The organism is Pseudochrobactrum sp. AO18b, assembly GCF_000409565.1.
Taxonomy (GTDB): Bacteria; Pseudomonadota; Alphaproteobacteria; order Rhizobiales; family Rhizobiaceae; genus Pseudochrobactrum; species Pseudochrobactrum saccharolyticum.
The window spans coordinates 1-16519 of record NZ_ANNO01000002.1; the positions used below are offsets into that span (position 1 = coordinate 1).

At 52.6% G+C, this 16519-nt stretch carries 17 protein-coding genes and 1 riboswitch; of the genes, 8 read left to right on the plus strand and 9 right to left on the minus strand.

Features of this window, described 5'->3' with window-relative positions:
* Positions 1 to 259 precede the first annotated feature (259 nt).
* A complete protein-coding gene (locus A918_RS0100105; protein ID WP_022709085.1) occupies positions 260 to 901 on the minus strand; it encodes a thiamine diphosphokinase in 642 nt (213 codons plus the stop codon).
* A gap of 185 nt (positions 902 to 1086) precedes the next feature.
* Positions 1087 to 1196: riboswitch (TPP riboswitch) on the plus strand.
* A gap of 61 nt (positions 1197 to 1257) precedes the next feature.
* Here A918_RS0100105 and thiB point away from each other — a divergent pair.
* From thiB to A918_RS0100130, 4 genes are all read left to right on the plus strand, one after another.
* Complete coding sequence (gene thiB / locus A918_RS0100115; RefSeq protein ID WP_022709087.1) at positions 1258 to 2265, plus strand: thiamine ABC transporter substrate binding subunit; 1008 nt, start codon at positions 1258 to 1260, stop codon at positions 2263 to 2265.
* A gap of 70 nt (positions 2266 to 2335) precedes the next feature.
* Positions 2336 to 3982: a thiamine/thiamine pyrophosphate ABC transporter permease gene (gene thiP / locus A918_RS18960; RefSeq protein ID WP_022709088.1), complete on the plus strand. Its 1647-nt coding sequence runs from the start codon at positions 2336 to 2338 to the stop codon at positions 3980 to 3982.
* Entirely contained in the window at positions 3979 to 4713 is a 735-nt protein-coding gene (locus tag A918_RS0100125) for an ATP-binding cassette domain-containing protein (protein WP_022709089.1), read from the plus strand. Before thiP ends, A918_RS0100125 begins: the two co-directional genes overlap by 4 nt.
* A gap of 358 nt (positions 4714 to 5071) precedes the next feature.
* A complete protein-coding gene (locus A918_RS0100130) occupies positions 5072 to 6577 on the plus strand; it encodes a M48 family metalloprotease (RefSeq protein ID WP_051138948.1) in 1506 nt (501 codons plus the stop codon).
* Between the two features lie 77 nt (positions 6578 to 6654).
* Here the strand turns inward: A918_RS0100130 and A918_RS0100135 are convergent, their stop codons facing one another.
* The 5 genes from A918_RS0100135 to A918_RS0100150 form a co-directional block, all read right to left on the minus strand.
* Positions 6655 to 7380, minus strand: coding sequence for a hypothetical protein (locus tag A918_RS0100135; protein ID WP_156831350.1), 726 nt, complete (start codon positions 7378 to 7380; stop codon positions 6655 to 6657).
* A 142-nt stretch (positions 7381 to 7522) separates the two neighbouring features.
* A complete protein-coding gene (gene ykgO / locus A918_RS21415; RefSeq protein ID WP_075657282.1) occupies positions 7523 to 7648 on the minus strand; it encodes a type B 50S ribosomal protein L36 in 126 nt (41 codons plus the stop codon).
* A gap of 242 nt (positions 7649 to 7890) precedes the next feature.
* Positions 7891 to 8964 (minus strand): 5-(carboxyamino)imidazole ribonucleotide synthase, encoded by a 1074-nt coding sequence (locus A918_RS0100140; protein ID WP_022709092.1) that lies wholly within the window; start codon positions 8962 to 8964, stop codon positions 7891 to 7893.
* Positions 8965 to 8967: 3 nt separating this feature from the next.
* Positions 8968 to 9474 (minus strand): 5-(carboxyamino)imidazole ribonucleotide mutase, encoded by a 507-nt coding sequence (purE, locus tag A918_RS0100145; protein WP_028233179.1) that lies wholly within the window; start codon positions 9472 to 9474, stop codon positions 8968 to 8970.
* A gap of 120 nt (positions 9475 to 9594) precedes the next feature.
* Positions 9595 to 9798, minus strand: a complete 204-nt coding sequence (locus A918_RS0100150; RefSeq protein WP_033315775.1) for a YdcH family protein — start codon at positions 9796 to 9798, stop codon at positions 9595 to 9597.
* A gap of 334 nt (positions 9799 to 10132) precedes the next feature.
* On the opposite strand from A918_RS0100150, the gene A918_RS0100155 reads away from it, so the two are divergent.
* Positions 10133 to 10315: a YdcH family protein gene (locus tag A918_RS0100155; RefSeq protein WP_028233180.1), complete on the plus strand. Its 183-nt coding sequence runs from the start codon at positions 10133 to 10135 to the stop codon at positions 10313 to 10315.
* Positions 10316 to 10411: 96 nt separating this feature from the next.
* Here A918_RS0100155 and A918_RS0100160 read toward each other — a convergent pair whose 3' ends face one another.
* On the minus strand, positions 10412 to 11797 hold the full coding sequence (locus A918_RS0100160; protein WP_022709095.1) for an MFS transporter: 1386 nt from the start codon (positions 11795 to 11797) through the stop codon (positions 10412 to 10414).
* A 68-nt stretch (positions 11798 to 11865) separates the two neighbouring features.
* On the opposite strand from A918_RS0100160, the gene A918_RS0100165 reads away from it, so the two are divergent.
* Entirely contained in the window at positions 11866 to 12264 is a 399-nt protein-coding gene (locus A918_RS0100165; protein ID WP_028233182.1) for a helix-turn-helix domain-containing protein, read from the plus strand.
* Between the two features lie 33 nt (positions 12265 to 12297).
* On the opposite strand, the gene A918_RS18965 is transcribed toward A918_RS0100165, so the two are convergent.
* Complete coding sequence (locus tag A918_RS18965) at positions 12298 to 13584, minus strand: MFS transporter (RefSeq protein ID WP_022709097.1); 1287 nt, start codon at positions 13582 to 13584, stop codon at positions 12298 to 12300.
* A gap of 242 nt (positions 13585 to 13826) precedes the next feature.
* The gene (locus tag A918_RS22415; RefSeq protein WP_022709098.1) at positions 13827 to 14123 is read right to left on the minus strand and encodes a DUF1192 family protein; all 297 of its coding nucleotides are present in this window, start codon (positions 14121 to 14123) and stop codon (positions 13827 to 13829) included.
* 289 nt (positions 14124 to 14412) lie between these two features.
* Here A918_RS22415 and A918_RS0100180 point away from each other — a divergent pair, with 289 nt between their 5' ends.
* Positions 14413 to 15417, plus strand: coding sequence for an NAD(P)H-quinone oxidoreductase (locus A918_RS0100180; RefSeq protein WP_022709099.1), 1005 nt, complete (start codon positions 14413 to 14415; stop codon positions 15415 to 15417).
* A 384-nt stretch (positions 15418 to 15801) separates the two neighbouring features.
* Entirely contained in the window at positions 15802 to 16488 is a 687-nt protein-coding gene (locus tag A918_RS0100185) for a DUF1013 domain-containing protein (protein ID WP_022709100.1), read from the plus strand.
* The last annotated feature ends 31 nt before the right edge of the window (positions 16489 to 16519 follow it).

Genomic DNA, 16519 nt, shown 5'->3' on the forward strand with positions numbered 1-16519 from the left:
CCGTTACCACCAATAGCGCCACCGGCAAGCGCGCCGAGTGCTGCGCCGCCCACACCGTAACCGGCGGTGCGCTGTTCGCCTGTTGTACAGGCAACAGTCGAAAACGCGAGCACTGCTGTTACTGCGATCATAGAAAGACGTGATTTCATCTAAAGTTACTCCCGTTGAGGCTACTCACTTGCCATAATCTCCTGCATTTTATAGCAAAAAGAAGACGGCAACTATCAAAACAATTTACAGGTTTTTACGTTCAGTCACATCAGATTGAATCAATGGCAGGCGATGCGACTAAAATTGCCGCGCCTCCACCTAACGTCACTGTTAAGTTTTCTTTTACCCTATTTGAAAGCGTTAAAGAAGAGCCAAACGGTACAGTCACATTATCCAGCGGCCATTCGGCGCCGGAAATTGATAATCTGGTTAATGTCTCAAAGCCCAGAATACTGAATAATGTTTCTTCCGGCAGGTCAAAACCGGTTTTCCCGCAGATCAGCGGTGTTGCTTCCTCGTGGCCGCTGGAGAGAAATATTTTTCGCCCTCTATGTGCCTGCGCTACCGCCATACTGAGATGCAGAAATGTGTGATCGGTGCGCTCGCCGCCAAAAGCGCCGGCCAAAATCACCTCTGTTGCGCCGCGTTCATAGGCTTCATGTAATGCCAGTTCGCCATCGGTCATATTCTTTGCAACGGGAAAGACCTGCCGCTCAATGTCCTTATATTGTGCGGCCAGTGCCGTATCAGTGGAATCAAAGTCGCCGAGCCATAATTCCGGCACCACGCCAAGGCCAGCCGCATGGCGCATGCCGCTGTCTGCCGCCAAAACGCGTGCACCGGCAATCTGTTTTTTCAGCCGCGAAGTGACGGTCAGATCACCGCCGAGAAGAATGAGAAATTTTGACATGGTGCTGCATATCACGCTGTTTCACAGACCGGAAGTCTGGAGCGTGTCGCGTTTAATCGTACCCACTGCGCTCGCTTCAATTTTTTTAATTGCCGCATGTTCGCAGCAGCTCAAATGAAACCATCTGAGCCGGAGATGCTCTAACAATCCGCTTGCTCCTCGATGCTGTTTTATCCTATTGTCCGCTCGCTCTAACGGGGTGCCTTCGGTTTCGGAGGCTGAGAGGCCGGTCTCCGGCTAACCCGCTGAACCTGATCCGGTTTGTACCGGCGGAGGGATTAGATGCTGTCCGGCTTCCGGCGCTCAATCCTTGGATCAATTCATAACCAGAGGAGAGCCCGCGCGGCTGTTATCTTATGCTTATCAGAAATCTACTTCTCACAACCGGTCTTCTGTCCGTTTTAAGCCTCGGCGCAAGTGCAGCACAGGCTCAGGACTTGACCATCTATACCTATGACAGTTTTACATCTGACTGGGGTCCGGGTCCGAAGGTTAAAGAGAATTTTGAAAAATCCTGCGGCTGTACTGTCAATTTTGTCGCTGTTGCCGATGGTGTGGCCTTGCTCAATCGCCTGAAACTGGAAGGCAAATCTACCAAGGCCGATATTGTTCTGGGGCTTGATACCAATCTTATCAATGATGCCAAAGCCTCCGGCTTGTTCGCCCCGCACGGGTTGAGCGATGTGAAAAGCAATGTGCCTGATAATTTTCAGGACGAGGTTTTCCTGCCGTATGATTACAGCTATTTCGCTGTGATCTATGACAGTGAGAAGATGAAAAATCCGCCGAAATCCATGGCAGAACTGATTGACGGCGATGCTTCGCAGAAAATCATTCTGATGGATCCGCGCACATCGACACCGGGTCTGGGCATGATGCTCTGGGTGAAAGACCTCTATGGCGACAAGGCTGGGGAACAGTGGCAGAAGCTCAGCAAGCGCGTGCTGACAGTTACACCGGGCTGGTCCGAGGGCTATGGCCTGTTCACCAAAGGCGAGGCGCCGATGGTGCTGTCCTATACGACTTCTGCCGCCTATCACATGATCTCGGATAAAACCGAGCGTTATAAAGCAGTGACTTTTGAGGAAGGTAATTATCTCCAGATTGAACTGGCCGGTCAGACGATAAATGGTGCTAAAAACCCGCGTGCTGCAGAGTTTCTGAAATTCATGACCACAGCCGGTTTTCAGGATGTTATTCCGCAGACCAACTGGATGTATCCGGCCTATGACACATCTGCGCCGCTCGATGCGGCTTTTGATGCTCTGCCAAAACCGGATAAGAGCTTGCTGATTGCTTCTGAAACCGTTGCACAAAACCGCAAAGCATGGGTTGATGAGTGGCTGAAAGCCATGAGCCGCTAAGGTACAACTGTTTCTGAGCTCAATATGACTGCTTCCGCCGCATCGTGCGGCGGGGCATTTACGGAGAATTATGCAGGCCTTCCGTTTCAAAACTGTCTCAGGCTTTATCGCGCTGATGCTGCTGCTGGTTCTGACCGGCGGGGCTTTGCTGTCGCTTGGCATTCAGGGACTGCAATCCGATAGCGATGCGCTTGCCGCTTTTGACAGCTATTTATGGAATATTACGCGTTTTACGCTGCTGCAGGCATTGTTGTCAGTTCTGCTTTCAGTGTTGTTTGCACTGCCGGTAGCCCGTGCACTCCATGCCAATACCGCATTTCGCGGCCGCAAATTACTGCTGCGCTTTTTCGCCGTGCCTTTGACATTGCCGTCCTTGGTCGCTGTTTTCGGTATTACCAGTATTTACGGGCGCAATGGTTTTATCGCGCAGGGCAGTACGGCTTTAGGTCTGCCGCTGATACCGGATATTTACGGGCTGGCCGGTATTTTGCTGGCGCATGTGTTTTTCAATATGCCGCTTGCAGTACGTTTGCTGCTGGCCAGTCTCGAATCCATCCCTCAGGATTACTGGAAACTCTCGGCGCAATTGGGTATGGGCAGCTTTGCCCGTTTCCGGCTGATCGAATGGCCGGTGATTGCCCGAAATTTGAGCGGTATTGCAGGGCTGATCTTCATGCTCTGCGCCAGTTCTTTTACCATTGTGCTGACATTGGGTGGAGGCCCCCGCGCGACTACGCTGGAAGTCGCTATCTATCAGGCCTTGCATTTTGATTTTGATCTGGCGCGTGCTGTTGCCCTCACGCTCACCCAGCTGCTGCTGACTATTGGCGTGTTGTGCCTGCTGCGTCTGACCGGCAAGCCGACAGAAGAAGGTCTGTCTCTGGTCACGACCAACCGTGATTATATTCACCACGGCAGATGGTCTAAAATCTCATCGGGTATCATTATCCTCTTTGCCACTTTGTTCATTGCCTTGCCTGTTCTCGGGATGGTTCTGTCTGGTCTGGGCTCTGATCTGTGGCGTTTGCTGAATGAAACCGTGGTGCAGCAGGCAATTATCACCTCGCTTTTGCTGGCTTTTGGCGCAGCCAGTCTTTGTGTCGTGTTGTCGCTTACGCTGGTCACCGCACGCGAATTTAGCGCCGCGCAAAATCTGAAATCGCCGCACCGGCTGCGCAGTTTTTTCACCACTGCCCTCGACAGCGGTTCCAGTCTGGTGCTGATTATTCCGCCGATTGTGATCGGTGCGGGCTGGTTCATATTGCTGCGCCAGTTCACCGATGTATTCACGCTCGCACCTTTCATGGTCATTGCTGTGAATGGTGTCATGGCTATGCCTTTTGCGGTGCGCTTGCTGCGCCCTGCATGGGACAGTGCAGCGGCACAGAATAACCGGCTCTGCACGTCGCTCGGTATCAGCGGGCTCAACCGTCTGCGTCTGATCGACTGGCCGGTCATCCGCCGTCCGTTTATCCTGAGCTTTATCTTTGCCATGGCGCTGTCTATGGGCGATCTCGGCACGATTGCTCTTTTCGGCAGCGATGCGGTGCAGACCTTGCCTTATCTTCTGTTGCAGCGCATGGGCAGCTATCGTACCAGTGACGCAGCAGGCCTTGCGCTGATCCTTGCCGCAATCTGTTTTGCACTGATGCTTATCACTGATAAAACCGGCAGCCGGATCAATTCAGGCAAATCTACTGAGCGGAATGCCTCATGACACGACATAATGCTGCAATCACCCTTGATAATGTTCGTTTCTCCTATGGAGCGACAGACATGCTGTTCAACCTGCATTTAAAGGCCGGTGAAACCGGTGTGATTGTGGGGCCGAGCGGTTCCGGCAAGTCGACACTGCTCAATTTGGTTGCCGGATTTGAAGCGCCGCTTTCCGGCCATATTCTGATCGGCGACGAGGAAATCAGCACTGAAGCCCCCGCCGGACGGCCGGTTACGATGGTGTTTCAGGAGAATAATCTGTTCGCGCATCTTGATGTGCGCGCCAATGTCAGCCTTGGCCGGTCACCTGCGCTGAAGCTGAGTGAAGCGGATCATCTTGCGGTGCAAAATGCCATTGACCGTGTGGAGCTGACCGGCAAAGAAAACCGCAAACCGGAAGCGCTTTCCGGTGGCGAGAGGCAGCGTGTTGCGATTGCCCGCGCATTGGTGCGTGACAAGCCTGTTTTGCTGCTGGACGAGGCTTTTGCTTCTCTCGGCCCCGCCTTGCGACAGCAAATGCTGGATCTGATCCGTGAATTGCAACAGGAAACCGGTATTACCATTCTGATGGTGACGCATACGCCGGAAGATGCACTGCGTTTCGATTCAACGTTGTTTTTTCTCAAAGACGGGCAAATCAGAGAGCAGGGTGATGCAGCCATGATGCTCTCGCCCTCCGGCCCTCAGCCCGTGCGTGACTATATGGGCACGTCAGAGCATAAAACATCCTGATTACAATACGATAATCAGATTATCATAGCGAATGACGTGATATTGACACAAAGCATGCGCAGTTAAATGCTCGACTTGAGCCGCCGCCTATGCGGCTGTTCAAGCAATCTGGTGCGGATGCATTACGATCATTTAATGCGACCGGCTCTGGTTAAACAGAGAAGCAGCCTATATCTACTAATGATGCAATAGCTGACAATTTGTGAAATACCGCAAAAATCATTTCACTTCTATTCAGAAGAGCATTGTTTATATTGCGGGCAATTCGCTTGCAGACGAGCAGACAGAATCGCTGAACAGGCCGTGCAACCGGCACCGCCAAATCAGCTTTGAAGTAAACGGGGACACGACACTGGATATGCTTTTAAGGGCAGCACGGTTTTCCGCAGCGGAAAAGCCCTCTATTTCTCCAGTTTTCAAACGATCAGCCGCTATTGGTCTGGTCGCGCTTTTATCTGCCTGCCGTACTGTAGATTTCAGTGATCCCGATGTGATCGGCCCGTCGTCCAATCCGGTTACGGTTGCCAATGTCAGCAAGAATGACAAGCTGGCACAGCTTGGCGCGCAGCAGCATCCGCGTATTCTCGCCACCTATGGCGGGGAATATAAAGATGCCAAGCTTGAGCGCATGGTTGCAAAGATCGTCGGCAATCTCACAACGGTTTCTGACAATCCTGACCAGACATACCGCATTACAATTCTCAACAGCCCGAATATCAATGCTTTTGCGCTGCCCGGCGGTTATCTCTATGTGACCCGCGGCTTGCTGGCACTTGCCAATGATTCATCTGAAGTGGCTGCTGTAATCGCCCACGAAATGGGGCATGTCACGGCCAATCACGGTATTCTGCGACAGGCAAAAGAAGCGGAATCCGTACTTGCCAAACGCGTTGCCTCCGAGGTGTTGCATGATGATGCGGCCGGTCGTGAGGCGGCAATCCGCAGCAAGCTGCGTCTTGCCCAGTTCTCGCGTAATCAGGAATTACAGGCTGATGCAATCGGCATTAAAATGATCGGCGCTGCGGGTTATGATCCGTTTGCCTCGGCACGTTTTCTGCAGTCGATGGAAGCCTATACGGGCTTCCGCTCTGTCTCCGGTGCGACCGATGCCAGCCTCGACTTTCTGGCCAGCCATCCGGCCACACCACAGCGCGTTGATCTGGCTATCGGCCATGCACGTCGCATCGGTGCGCCGGGTGTCGGCACCACTGACCGCCCTTCATTCCTGAACGGTATTGACGGCCTGCTCTATGGTGACACGCCGCAGGAAGGTTTTGTGCGTGAGCGCACCTTTATTCACCCGAAACTCGGTGTGACTTTCAGTGTTCCGCAGGGCTTTACGATTGATAATTCAGCCAGTGCCGTTATGGCCAGCGGTCCGGGTGAACTGGCTATCCGTTTTGACGGTGCAGCACTGCCGCAGGGCGGTGATCTTGCAGCCTATCTGCGCAGCGGATGGGTGACAGGCCTTGATGAACAGTCTGTGCAGACAACCACAATCAATGGTTTGCCTGCAGCCACTGCGCGTGCCAGTGCCGATAAATGGCAGTTTGAAATTGTTGTCATCGCTTCCGGCCAGAAAGTTTATCGCTTCCTCATCGCCGCACCGAAAAACAGCAATGCTTTGAGCGCGACGACACAGGCAACCACACAAAGCTTCCGCGTGCTGACACCAGCCGAGCAGGCTGCAGCGAAACCGCTGCGCATCCGCGTGATCAGTGTGAAAGCCGGAGATACGCTCGGCTCGCTGGCCAACCGGATGCAGGGAACTGATCGCAAGCTTGATCTCTTCCGCCTTCTGAATGCTCTGCCGAGCGGCGGTACGGTTTCTGCGGGCGACCGTGTGAAAATCATCAGCGAATAAGCTAAAAGCCCCGTAAGGGGCTTTTAGAGCGCCGTGTGCCAGACTTGGCACTACACAAGGTCGCTCTAATTGCGGGTTCAGAGGGCGGTATCGCTGTCAGCTTCCGTGAGCTTCAGCATTTCATCCTGCGCTTCTTTCATCATCGGATAAACACTCAAAGCCTGTTCATAAAGCCGGAGGGCACCTTTGCGGTTTCCGGTTTCGCGCAGCAAAGTTGCATAATTGATGAGAACATCAAAATTGCGCGGCTCTAAAATCATTGCCTGTCTGATGTCATTGAGGGCAGGAGCCAGCTCGTTGCGGCGCAGATGCAAGCGGGCGCGCAATTGCCAGACCGTTGCATTATCAGGGCGCTGTGCCATCACCTCATCAATATAATCCTGCGCTTCCGCATCGCGTGACTGGTTGAGGGCTGTTTCTGCCCAGCGCAGCATCAGATCCAGACTATCGCTGCCGGTGCGCACAAAGCTCTGGCGCAGGCGGCTGGCTATGGCATGGGACTTCTCCGGTGTGGATGCTTTACGCAAATCCGTGAACAGTTGCTCCTGTTCTTTCCGGCGGGTTTCTGTGAGCGGTCCTGCCATTTCCACATCGGGATTTTTCGGTTTTTCTTTGGGTTTTGCCGCCGTGTTGTTGATTGGTGCCGGTGTCGGAGCTTCAGGTATGGTTACGGCAGGCGGCATGGGCTGCGGCTCTGTTTTGCCGGTAGCACTGATATCTTCTGCCGCAGCAAAGCCCGCAGCGCCCGTGATCATCAGGGCTGATATCAGAGAAACGGTGAGGGAGCTGCGTGTCTTGGTCATAGTGCTATCATAAAGCAGAAACCGGCTGATTAAAGGCATAAAAACAGCGCCGGTAAATTAATACCGGCGCTGTTAAAATTCTCTACAACTTACTGTCTGAAACAACTCTCAGAGTTGTCTCACTCAGCTTATTACCCCAAGATTAACCTTGGCGGGCTTTAAAGCGAGGAGCAGTTTTGTTGATGATGTATACGCGGCCCTTACGACGAACCAGCTGGCAGTCACGATGACGGCCTTTGAGCGCTTTAAGCGAATTCTTGATCTTCATGTTACTCACCAATGTGTTTGGCCCGAATTGGGCATATTCCTGGAACGTGTCTCATTTCATTAGAAACGCTGCGCTCGTTCCAGCTCTTTGTTTCTATACATGCCTTGTTCCCAAAACCGTTTCCCGTATTTGGGAGCATGTTTCAGAGCGAGCCAAAGAGCACGTTTGAATGGTTGAGGTGAAATAGTCAATGAATGGGTCAATTGTCAACCATTGATGCGCATGGAACCCGCAAAACGGTGTTATTTTCCGTTTTTAATGCGTGTGACATGCCCCATTTTGCGTCCCTCACGTGCTTCGGCCTTGCCATAGAGATGCAGTACCGCATCCGATTCTGCCAGAATCGCCGGAACTTTGAGCACATCATCACCGATCAGGTTTTCCATAACGCAGTCACTGTGACGTCGCGGATCACCGAGCGGCAGGCCGGCCACAGCACGGATATGCTGCTCAAATTGCGAAACAGCACAGGCCGCTTCTGTCCAGTGACCGGAATTATGCACACGCGGTGCAAATTCGTTGGCAACGACAGAACCGTCCGGCAGAACGAAAAATTCAAAGCCGAGCACACCAACATAATCCAGCGCGTGAAGCAGCTTCTGTGCGGCCTCGGTGCAGGCGGCTGCGGTTTCAGAGCTGATTGATGCCGGTATGGTTGAGGTATCGAGAATGCCGTTCTTGTGAACATTTTCTGCAATGTCATAAAGGCGGACATTGCCTGCCTTGTCGCGTGCGGCAATGACAGAAACTTCACGGGTAAATTCCACAAAGCCTTCAAGAATTGCCGGAGCATTTTTAATGGCAGCAATGGCTTCCGCCGCAGCGTCATTATCGAGGCTGTTCAGGCGCACCTGACCTTTGCCGTCATAGCCGAAACGGCGGGTTTTCAGAATGCCGCGCTCGTTCAGCGCGCCAAGCGCTGCGACCAGATCCTGCACATCGTCAACCACACGCCATGGTGCGGTGGCAATACCGCTCTCATTGAGAAACTGTTTCTCGGCAACGCGGTCCTGAGAAATTTCCAGAGCCAGCGGTGGCGGGGAGACAATGTTTTTTGTTGCCAGAAACTGTGCGGCTTCTACCGGCACATTTTCAAACTCATAAGTGATAACATCGCAGGCTTCAGCCAGTTCCAGCAAGGCGGCGCGATCATCATAGGCAGCCACGATCTGACGATTGGCGACCTGTGCGGCAGGGCAATCCGCCTGCGGTTCCAGAATAATGGTTTTGAAGCTCAGGCGCGCTGCCGCCATGGCCAGCATACGGCCAAGCTGACCGCCGCCGATAATTCCGATTGTTGATCCTGCTTGCAGCATGGCTCAGCCCTCATCTTTCGGGGCGGCAGCCACGGCATCGGTCTGGGCTTTGCGATAGGCATCCAGACGGTCTGCCAGCGGCTTGTCATGCAGTGCCAGAACTGCAGCGGCAAGCAGTGCAGCATTGGTGGCACCGGCATTGCCGATGGCTACTGTGCCGACAGGAATACCCGCAGGCATCTGGACGATGGAAAGCAGCGAGTCCTGACCCGACAGCGCTTTGGACTGTACCGGCACACCAAAGACCGGCAGCGGCGTCATGGATGCAACCATACCCGGCAGATGGGCGGCACCGCCTGCACCGGCGATAATCACATGAAAGCCCTGATCGCGTGCCGTTTTGGCAAATTCAACCATGCGATCCGGCGTGCGGTGCGCAGAAATAATACGGGCATCATAAGCAACCCCCAGCGTATCCAGTGCCTGCGCCGCATTGCGCATGGTTGGCCAGTCGGACTGGCTGCCCATAATGATGGCGACTTTCGGGGAAGTTGGTGTGTTATCTGCCATGAAATGTCCTGTCAGGTGCTGGATTTAAAAAATAAAAAATCGGTCAGGCTTCGTAAAAGTCTGCCGGTCTTTTATTTGCGGTGAGAATGTAAAGTAATCGACTCGGTTTTGGTGCCGAACTCAGGCAATAATATCCGGAATGATTTTATCTTCCAGCTTGCTCAGCTGATCCTTGATCGCGAGTTTTTTCTTTTTCATGCGCTGAATGCTGAGCTGGTTACAACCGGTCTGCATCATCGCATTAATGGCAAGATCAAAATCCGTGTGTTCCTGGCGCAACCGTGCAACGGAGAGGCGAATTTCGGCTTGTTCCTGATCGGCCATGGCATATTCCATCTGATCTTGTCTTCACAGCGAGAACAGAACCGCAAACATCTGCATTTATCGCGCACCAATATGGGTTGCGATTTTCACAGAAGCACCGCAGGTCAGTATAATCCGCCCTTTTTCAGCTTTGCCGTAGCACAAATTTGGCAAAGTTGAAATGTGCCAAATATGAATTCGACATTAATCACATCTCATGCAAGACTGTCATTGTTTTGTCATAGTCTGGTTCGAGGCTGGGAACTGTCACAAGCAGGTTCCTGCAGACCGAACGGGTCTTGGAGCCTGATCCGCTGACAAAATGAGAGTGACGCGTAAATATAAAGGAGAAGCAATAATGGCACTTGAATCCCATCTTGCCTCACTGGAAAAGAAGCATGATGCACTGGAAAAGGAAATTTCCGACGCCGCAGCATTGCCAGCTACTGATACGCTGACGATCGCCGATCTTAAACGCAAAAAGCTGTATCTGAAGGAACAGATAGAAAAGCTTAGGACCCAAGTCACCCGACATTAACTACGCTAAACTGTAAAGCACAGTTTCAGACAGAACCGCCGGATGGGCAGGCTCTGAAAGATGAGGTGCAGGCCGGATATCAGGCCCGCACCGGATTTATTTTTTTATGCTGATGAGCGTGATTATCAACGAAAGCAGTGCAAGTCCTGCTGCCGTCAGCAAGGTGACAGTAAAGGCAAATCCGACGGATTTTGCAGCTGCATGAACAAGCTCTTCCTGTCCCAGTGCGGTAACAAATATTGTGGCCATGACAGATGCGCCGGTCATCAGTCCCAGATTGCGCGACAGGCCCAGCAATCCGGACAAGATACCGCGCTGGTTTTCGGGTGCTGCAAGCATGATGGCTGTATTATTGGCGGCCAGAAACAGCTGAAAACACGGTGTCAGCATTATCAGCGATAAAATATATCCTGCCGTTCCGAACCTGACGGGCAGTAAGGCCATGCAGATGAGTGCAATGCTCATGACAGCCAGTCCGTAAGCCAGCGCGCGTCTTATACCAAACCGGTCTGTAATGCGTCCGGCAGGGATACCGGCCAGCGCCGCAACAACAGGGCCGACAGCGACAACCAGTCCTGTTGTCGCTTCCCCCAGCAGCAGGCCGAATGACAAGAAGAATGGCCCGATCACCAGCATTGCCATCATCACTGAGCTGATGAGCAGATTGGTTATCAGCGAGGCGCTGATAACAGGATTGCGCAAGAGTGACAGAGGCACCAGCGGCGAAGAAGACCGGCTTTCAATACCCACAAAAATTATCAGGGCAACCAGAACCGCCGGAATGGTGACAGCCATATCCCAGTTCAGTCCGTTTTTATTTCCGGTCGTAATCACTGCATAGAGAAACAGCACAATAGCCAGTAGGGTCGCGCCTGACAGATCCAGCGAGCGGCTGGTTTTATGATTTGGCGGTGATGCCGGTATCGCTTTGATAGCCGGAACCAGCAAGAAAAAACCGGATATTGCCAGCAGGATAAAGGCGGAACGCCAGCCAAAGACAGCAATCAGAATGCCTCCGAGAGCAGGGCCAAGCGCGGTTCCGATTGCTGACATGGAACCGAGAAGCCCCATGGCGGAGCCTGTCTGTTCGCCGGAAACCATGCCTCTTATGATTGAGACCGGTAATGCCATGAGAATGGCGCCGCCTATGCCCTGTATCACTCTGGCTGTAATGAGCAGTGTGAGATTTGGCGCTGCGGCGCAAAGCAGCGAACTGATTGTAAAGATTATCAGGCCGGTCAGCAGGATAAAACGCTGGCCGAACAGGTCGGCACAACGCCCCGCCAGCACAATCACTATTGTGACGGACAACAGGTAAATCAGCACAATCCATTGAACCGCAGACACAGGAGCATCCAATGTTCTGCTGAGCGCCGGTAATGCGACAGCGGTGATGCTCACGGCCATGGAGGCCAGCAGCATGGAGTCTGAAAGAGCAAGGATTGCTAGGCGAGGAGAAGTATCAGAGAGGGCGAAACCCACAGCTGTTCCTCTTGTGGCTTGTTTGAGTCGCCGTTACATTGCCACTTCAAGTCAACTTGAGGTCAAGTATGAAACTTCTTGATATAGGTGTGCTGGCGGAGAAGAGCGGAGTGTCAGCTTTCGCACTCCGTTATTATGAGGAGATCGGCCTGATTGAATCTTTCAGCCGCCATGGTTTACGCCGTCAATATGCACCGGAAGTGCTGCAGCAACTGGCTTTGATTTCGCTGGGGAAGATAGCGGGTTTTCCACTGTCCGAGATGAAAGGCATGTTCGGAAAAGACGGTTCGGCTGATCTGCCGCGACAGGCATTGCATCAGCGGGCAGACCAGCTGGATTTGCAGATCCGTCAGTTAGCAACACTCAGCAAGGCCTTGCGGCATGTGGCTAAATGCCCTGCAGAAACCCATACGGAATGTCCGAAATTCCGCAGGCTGATGCAGGCAGCGCTCCATGCCCGTAAATAGCTATATTGGGTAAAAGAGCTAACTACCCGTGTGTCAGTTCTCTGATTTTGCCGGTTCCGGTACAGGGGCGGATTTATCTTCCTGTGCCGCCTCAGAGCGCGGATCAAGCAGCACACTTTCCTGTGTGGCAGGGCGTTCCGCAGCCATGCTCTGGAACTGCTCTTTTTCGGAAGGCAGCGGCGAGGCGCGTTTACGCGAGCGCAGAATAGCATAACCGGCAATGGCAATATGCGAGACCGCTGTCACCAGAAACAGGCCGGAAGGCCACAAATTATTCATCGCTTCCGCAGCAATCAGTGGCCCGAGCATGGTGCCGAAACCATAAAGCAGCAGTAACCCGCCGGAAACCTTGACGAAAGTTTCAGGTGTTGCGTGGTCATTGGCGTGAGCAACGGCAACCGGATAAATCGCATAAGCAAGCGAGCCGTAAAGCGCAGTCATGACCAGAATGAGTGTGCCGTTGGTTGGTGCGATGGCAAAAATCAGAAAACCGATAAGAGCGGCAGAACCGGCCACGCTGGCCATGACATAGCGGCGGTCGATACGGTCGGAAAAGCGTCCGACAGGGATTTGCATTAATGCACCGGCAGCAATGGTAAAGCTGACCATCAGCGCGATTGTGGTTTTATCAATACCGCTGAGCGAGCCGAAAACCGCACCGAGTGTACCCCATGCACCATTGGCAATGCCGATTAGGATCACGCTGACAAAGGCAACCGGTGAATTGGCATAAAGCTTTTTCAGATCAAGCTGCACTTCGGTCAGCGGGCGTGGCGAAGATGCTTTGGAAGCTGCGGTTGGCAGCAGCGCAAGGCAGAAGAAGATCGCGGCAATCATGAACAGCGAACTGCCTTCGACATCGCCGGTAATCACCAGCATCTGGCCGGTCATGACGGCACCGTAGTTGACCATCATATAGAGGCCGAAAATTTTACCGCGTGTTTCATTGGTGGCTTTTTCATTCAGCCAGCTTTCAATGACCATGAAAATACCGGCCATCGCAAAACCGGTAATGGCGCGCAGAACCACCCAGATTGAAGCGTCAACCATCAGGCCGGTCAGCAAAACCACAATTGCCGCAGTGGATGCGAAAAAGCCGAAAGCCCGTACATGTCCGGCACGGCGCACTAGACGCGGCGCAAAAATACAGCCAGCAACGAAACCGCCTGCCCATGTCGTACCGATCAGACCCAGAGCCGTAACCGAGAAACCTTCCACATTTCCGCGCAGTGGCAATAAAAGACCGTGCAGACCTGAACCGATCAGCAGAAAAGCGGTGCCGCAAAGCAGTGCGAAAATCTGGACATAGGAACGGAACACGCAGAATCCTTTATTCTATTGCAGGCTGTTTTACAGTTTTCTGATCTTGAAACCTGTTCGTCCGAAACTGCAAGGTGAAATTGCCGCTTCGGACAGATTGAGTGTAACCATGCTGACCTATCACTTGGAAGAGTGCAAGGCTTTGTATTGATGAGATATTGTGTCAGGTAAAATAAAAAGAACCCCCGCCTGTTTGAGAGCAGAGGTTCTGAAACTGTGGTGTATCCGGAAATAGCAAAGGCTTACAGGCGAAACAGTGCCTCTGCGGCCGCGCGGCTGCGATTTCTGTCATTGCGATCGGTTTCCAACCGGCGGATTTCCGCTTTAAGCAAGGCAATACGATTGTCGATTTCAGCCGCTGAAAGCAGGGTCACATCCTCACCGATATGGTGATTATAGGTTGTTGTCTCCTGCGCATTATCATCAAAGAACATGGCGTTTTCCTCACTTCCTGCTGCAGCCTGTCCACGGCAGCTTTCAATATGGTTCGCAATATTCGTGACCTGTTTGCCTTTAAATTCAGGGCGGGCAGGCCACATAAGTTTTCAGCATCTCATAAACCTGCATCATTAGCGATATGATTTTTATGGATTGCATTTTTTCTGCATAATATGGCTAGTGGATTGAATTTGCCGTTTGAGCTCCCGTCGACACAAATGTTGTTTCAAACGGCAAATTCGAAAAATCCACTAGCATTATTTAGTTGCTAGTGGTCTTTTTGATTGCGACATTTGCTCTGCACCTGTCACGAACGGGCGCAAATGTCGTAATCTGACCACTAGATCAGGGAAAGCGCTTTGGGCGGATCAGAGAATTTAAGGAGCGGATATGACAACGGAACTTGCTTCCCAGATGATGGCAATTGCGATTGAACAGGCCGGTGCGCCATCGGTACTGAAACCAGTCAAGCGTGCCGTGCCGCATCCGGGTAAAGGCGAAATTTTGATCCGTGTGAAAGCTGCCGGTGTGAACCGTCCTGATGTGCTGCAACGACAGGGGCATTATCCGCCGCCTGCCGGTGCTTCAGATTTGCCGGGGCTGGAAGTGGCCGGTGATGTGGTGGCTATTGGCACAGATGTGCAGCGTTATAAGGCCGGTGATGCGGTGACTGCCCTTTTGGCAGGCGGCGGTTATGCTGAATATGCCGTGGTTTGTGAAGGCAATGCGCTACCGCTGCCATCCGGTTATGGTTATGTGGAGGCGGCGGCTCTGCCGGAAACACTTTTTACCGTCTGGCACAATGCGGTGCAGCGCGGGCAGTTGCAGGCCGGTGAGACATTGCTGATTCACGGCGGCAGTTCCGGTATCGGCACAACGGCAATTCAGCTTGGTAAAGCGCTGGGTGCCAAAGTGATCGTAACAGCAGGCTCTGCGGAAAAATGCTCCGCCTGTCTGAAGATCGGGGCGGATGTTGCGATTAATTATCGTGAGCAGGATTTTGTCGAGCAGGTTAAAGCTACCACCAATAACAAGGGTGCAGATGTTATTCTTGATATGGTTGGCGGGGATTATGTTGACCGTAATTATGATGCGGCGGCGGTTGAAGGGCGCATTGTACAGATCGCCTTTCTCGGCGGAGCCAAGGCGAAAGCCAATTTTGCCAAGCTGATGACCAAGCGTCTGACCCATACCGGTTCGACCCTGCGTGCGCGTGATGTGGCTTTCAAAGCGCAGATTGCAGCGGATCTGGAATCAAAGGTCTGGCCGTTGCTCGCCAGCCGCACGATTTCTCCGGTGATGGATATGATCTACCCGCTGAAAGATGCCTGGCGTGCCCATGAACGCATGGAAGAGGGCAATCATATCGGTAAAATCGTCCTCGACGTCGGTTGATATTTCGCCTCTGGCGGCCTGCAAATGGCGTTTTTCTGTGAGTCCGGTGCTCATGTACTGGAGCGGTTCCGGTTTAAAAGGAATTGGTGGAACCGCTTTGTTTTTTGTTTTGTCGCATTGTCCTACGCAAAACCGCTATGCACTTTTGCTGGAAATGCTCAATGCTACACTCCGCTCCGGTTCTCAAAAAACACCATTTTCGGCACGCCATAACCGAAATCTCCCTGCAAACAGGGGGAGTGAGTTACAAATGCGCTGAATTCCTGTGCAGGGTTTTCTTGCTCATTGTGTAAAATTTGGTTATAGAGGGAACGAATTCCCGGAAATTGTGGTTTACCCCACGTCCCGCGCTACCGGAGCGGGCGAACGAGAGGATTATATCTTATGGCCACTCAGCTTCTTATGCCTAAGGCAACAGCCGTATGGCTTGTCGATAATACTGCTCTGTCTTTTGACCAGATTGCAACTTTCTGCAAGCTGCATGTGCTTGAAGTGAAAGCGATTGCGGATGGTGAAGCTGCACAGGGTATCAAGGGTCTTGATCCGGTTATCACCGGCCAGCTTTCCCGTGAAGAAATCGCACGGGCTGAGAAAGACATTAATTACCGTCTGAAACTGTCCGAACCAAAAGTGCGTGTACCGGAAGCCAAACGTAAAGGCCCGCGTTATACGCCTTTGTCCAAGCGTCAGGATCGTCCGAATGCGATTCTCTGGCTGGTGCGTAACCATCCGGAACTGAAAGATGCCCAGATTTCCCGTCTGATCGGCACTACCAAATCGACCATCGAACAGATTCGCGACCGCACTCACTGGAACTCGGCTAACCTTCAGCCGATGGATCCGGTAACATTGGGTCTCTGCTCGCAGATTGATCTGGATATCGAAGTTGACCGCGCAGCCCGCAATCGTCCGATTGAGCCAGAATCCGGTGATACATTGCTGCCGGCATCGGCAACAGAAAATCTGGATTACAGCCGCAATGACGAATCGGATGAGCTGGATGCGGATAAAGTCTTCGCCAAGCTTTCTTCAATGAAGAGCGCACCGGAAGACGAAGAAGACGATCTGTAAGATCAGCTTGTGCTATAGTTTTGAAAAAGAC

Bases quoted from the DNA above. Each gene is read 5' to 3' on its own strand.
- A918_RS0100135 (WP_156831350.1), bottom strand. From the start codon at position 7,380: ATGACCAAGACACGCAGCTCCCTCACCGTTTCTCTGATATCAGCCCTG.
- ykgO (WP_075657282.1), bottom strand. From the start codon at position 7,648: ATGAAGATCAAGAATTCGCTTAAAGCGCTCAAAGGCCGTCATCGTGAC.
- A918_RS0100185 (WP_022709100.1), top strand. From the start codon at position 15,802: ATGGCCACTCAGCTTCTTATGCCTAAGGCAACAGCCGTATGGCTTGTC.
- thiP (WP_022709088.1), top strand. From the start codon at position 2,336: ATGCAGGCCTTCCGTTTCAAAACTGTCTCAGGCTTTATCGCGCTGATG.
- A918_RS0100130 (WP_051138948.1), top strand. From the start codon at position 5,072: ATGCTTTTAAGGGCAGCACGGTTTTCCGCAGCGGAAAAGCCCTCTATT.
- thiB (WP_022709087.1), top strand. From the start codon at position 1,258: ATGCTTATCAGAAATCTACTTCTCACAACCGGTCTTCTGTCCGTTTTA.
- A918_RS0100140 (WP_022709092.1), bottom strand. From the start codon at position 8,964: ATGCTGCAAGCAGGATCAACAATCGGAATTATCGGCGGCGGTCAGCTT.
- A918_RS0100150 (WP_033315775.1), bottom strand. From the start codon at position 9,798: ATGGCCGATCAGGAACAAGCCGAAATTCGCCTCTCCGTTGCACGGTTG.
- A918_RS0100165 (WP_028233182.1), top strand. From the start codon at position 11,866: ATGAAACTTCTTGATATAGGTGTGCTGGCGGAGAAGAGCGGAGTGTCA.
- A918_RS0100105 (WP_022709085.1), bottom strand. From the start codon at position 901: ATGTCAAAATTTCTCATTCTTCTCGGCGGTGATCTGACCGTCACTTCG.
- A918_RS0100125 (WP_022709089.1), top strand. From the start codon at position 3,979: ATGACACGACATAATGCTGCAATCACCCTTGATAATGTTCGTTTCTCC.
- A918_RS22415 (WP_022709098.1), bottom strand. From the start codon at position 14,123: ATGTGGCCTGCCCGCCCTGAATTTAAAGGCAAACAGGTCACGAATATT.
- purE (WP_028233179.1), bottom strand. From the start codon at position 9,474: ATGGCAGATAACACACCAACTTCCCCGAAAGTCGCCATCATTATGGGC.
- A918_RS0100180 (WP_022709099.1), top strand. From the start codon at position 14,413: ATGACAACGGAACTTGCTTCCCAGATGATGGCAATTGCGATTGAACAG.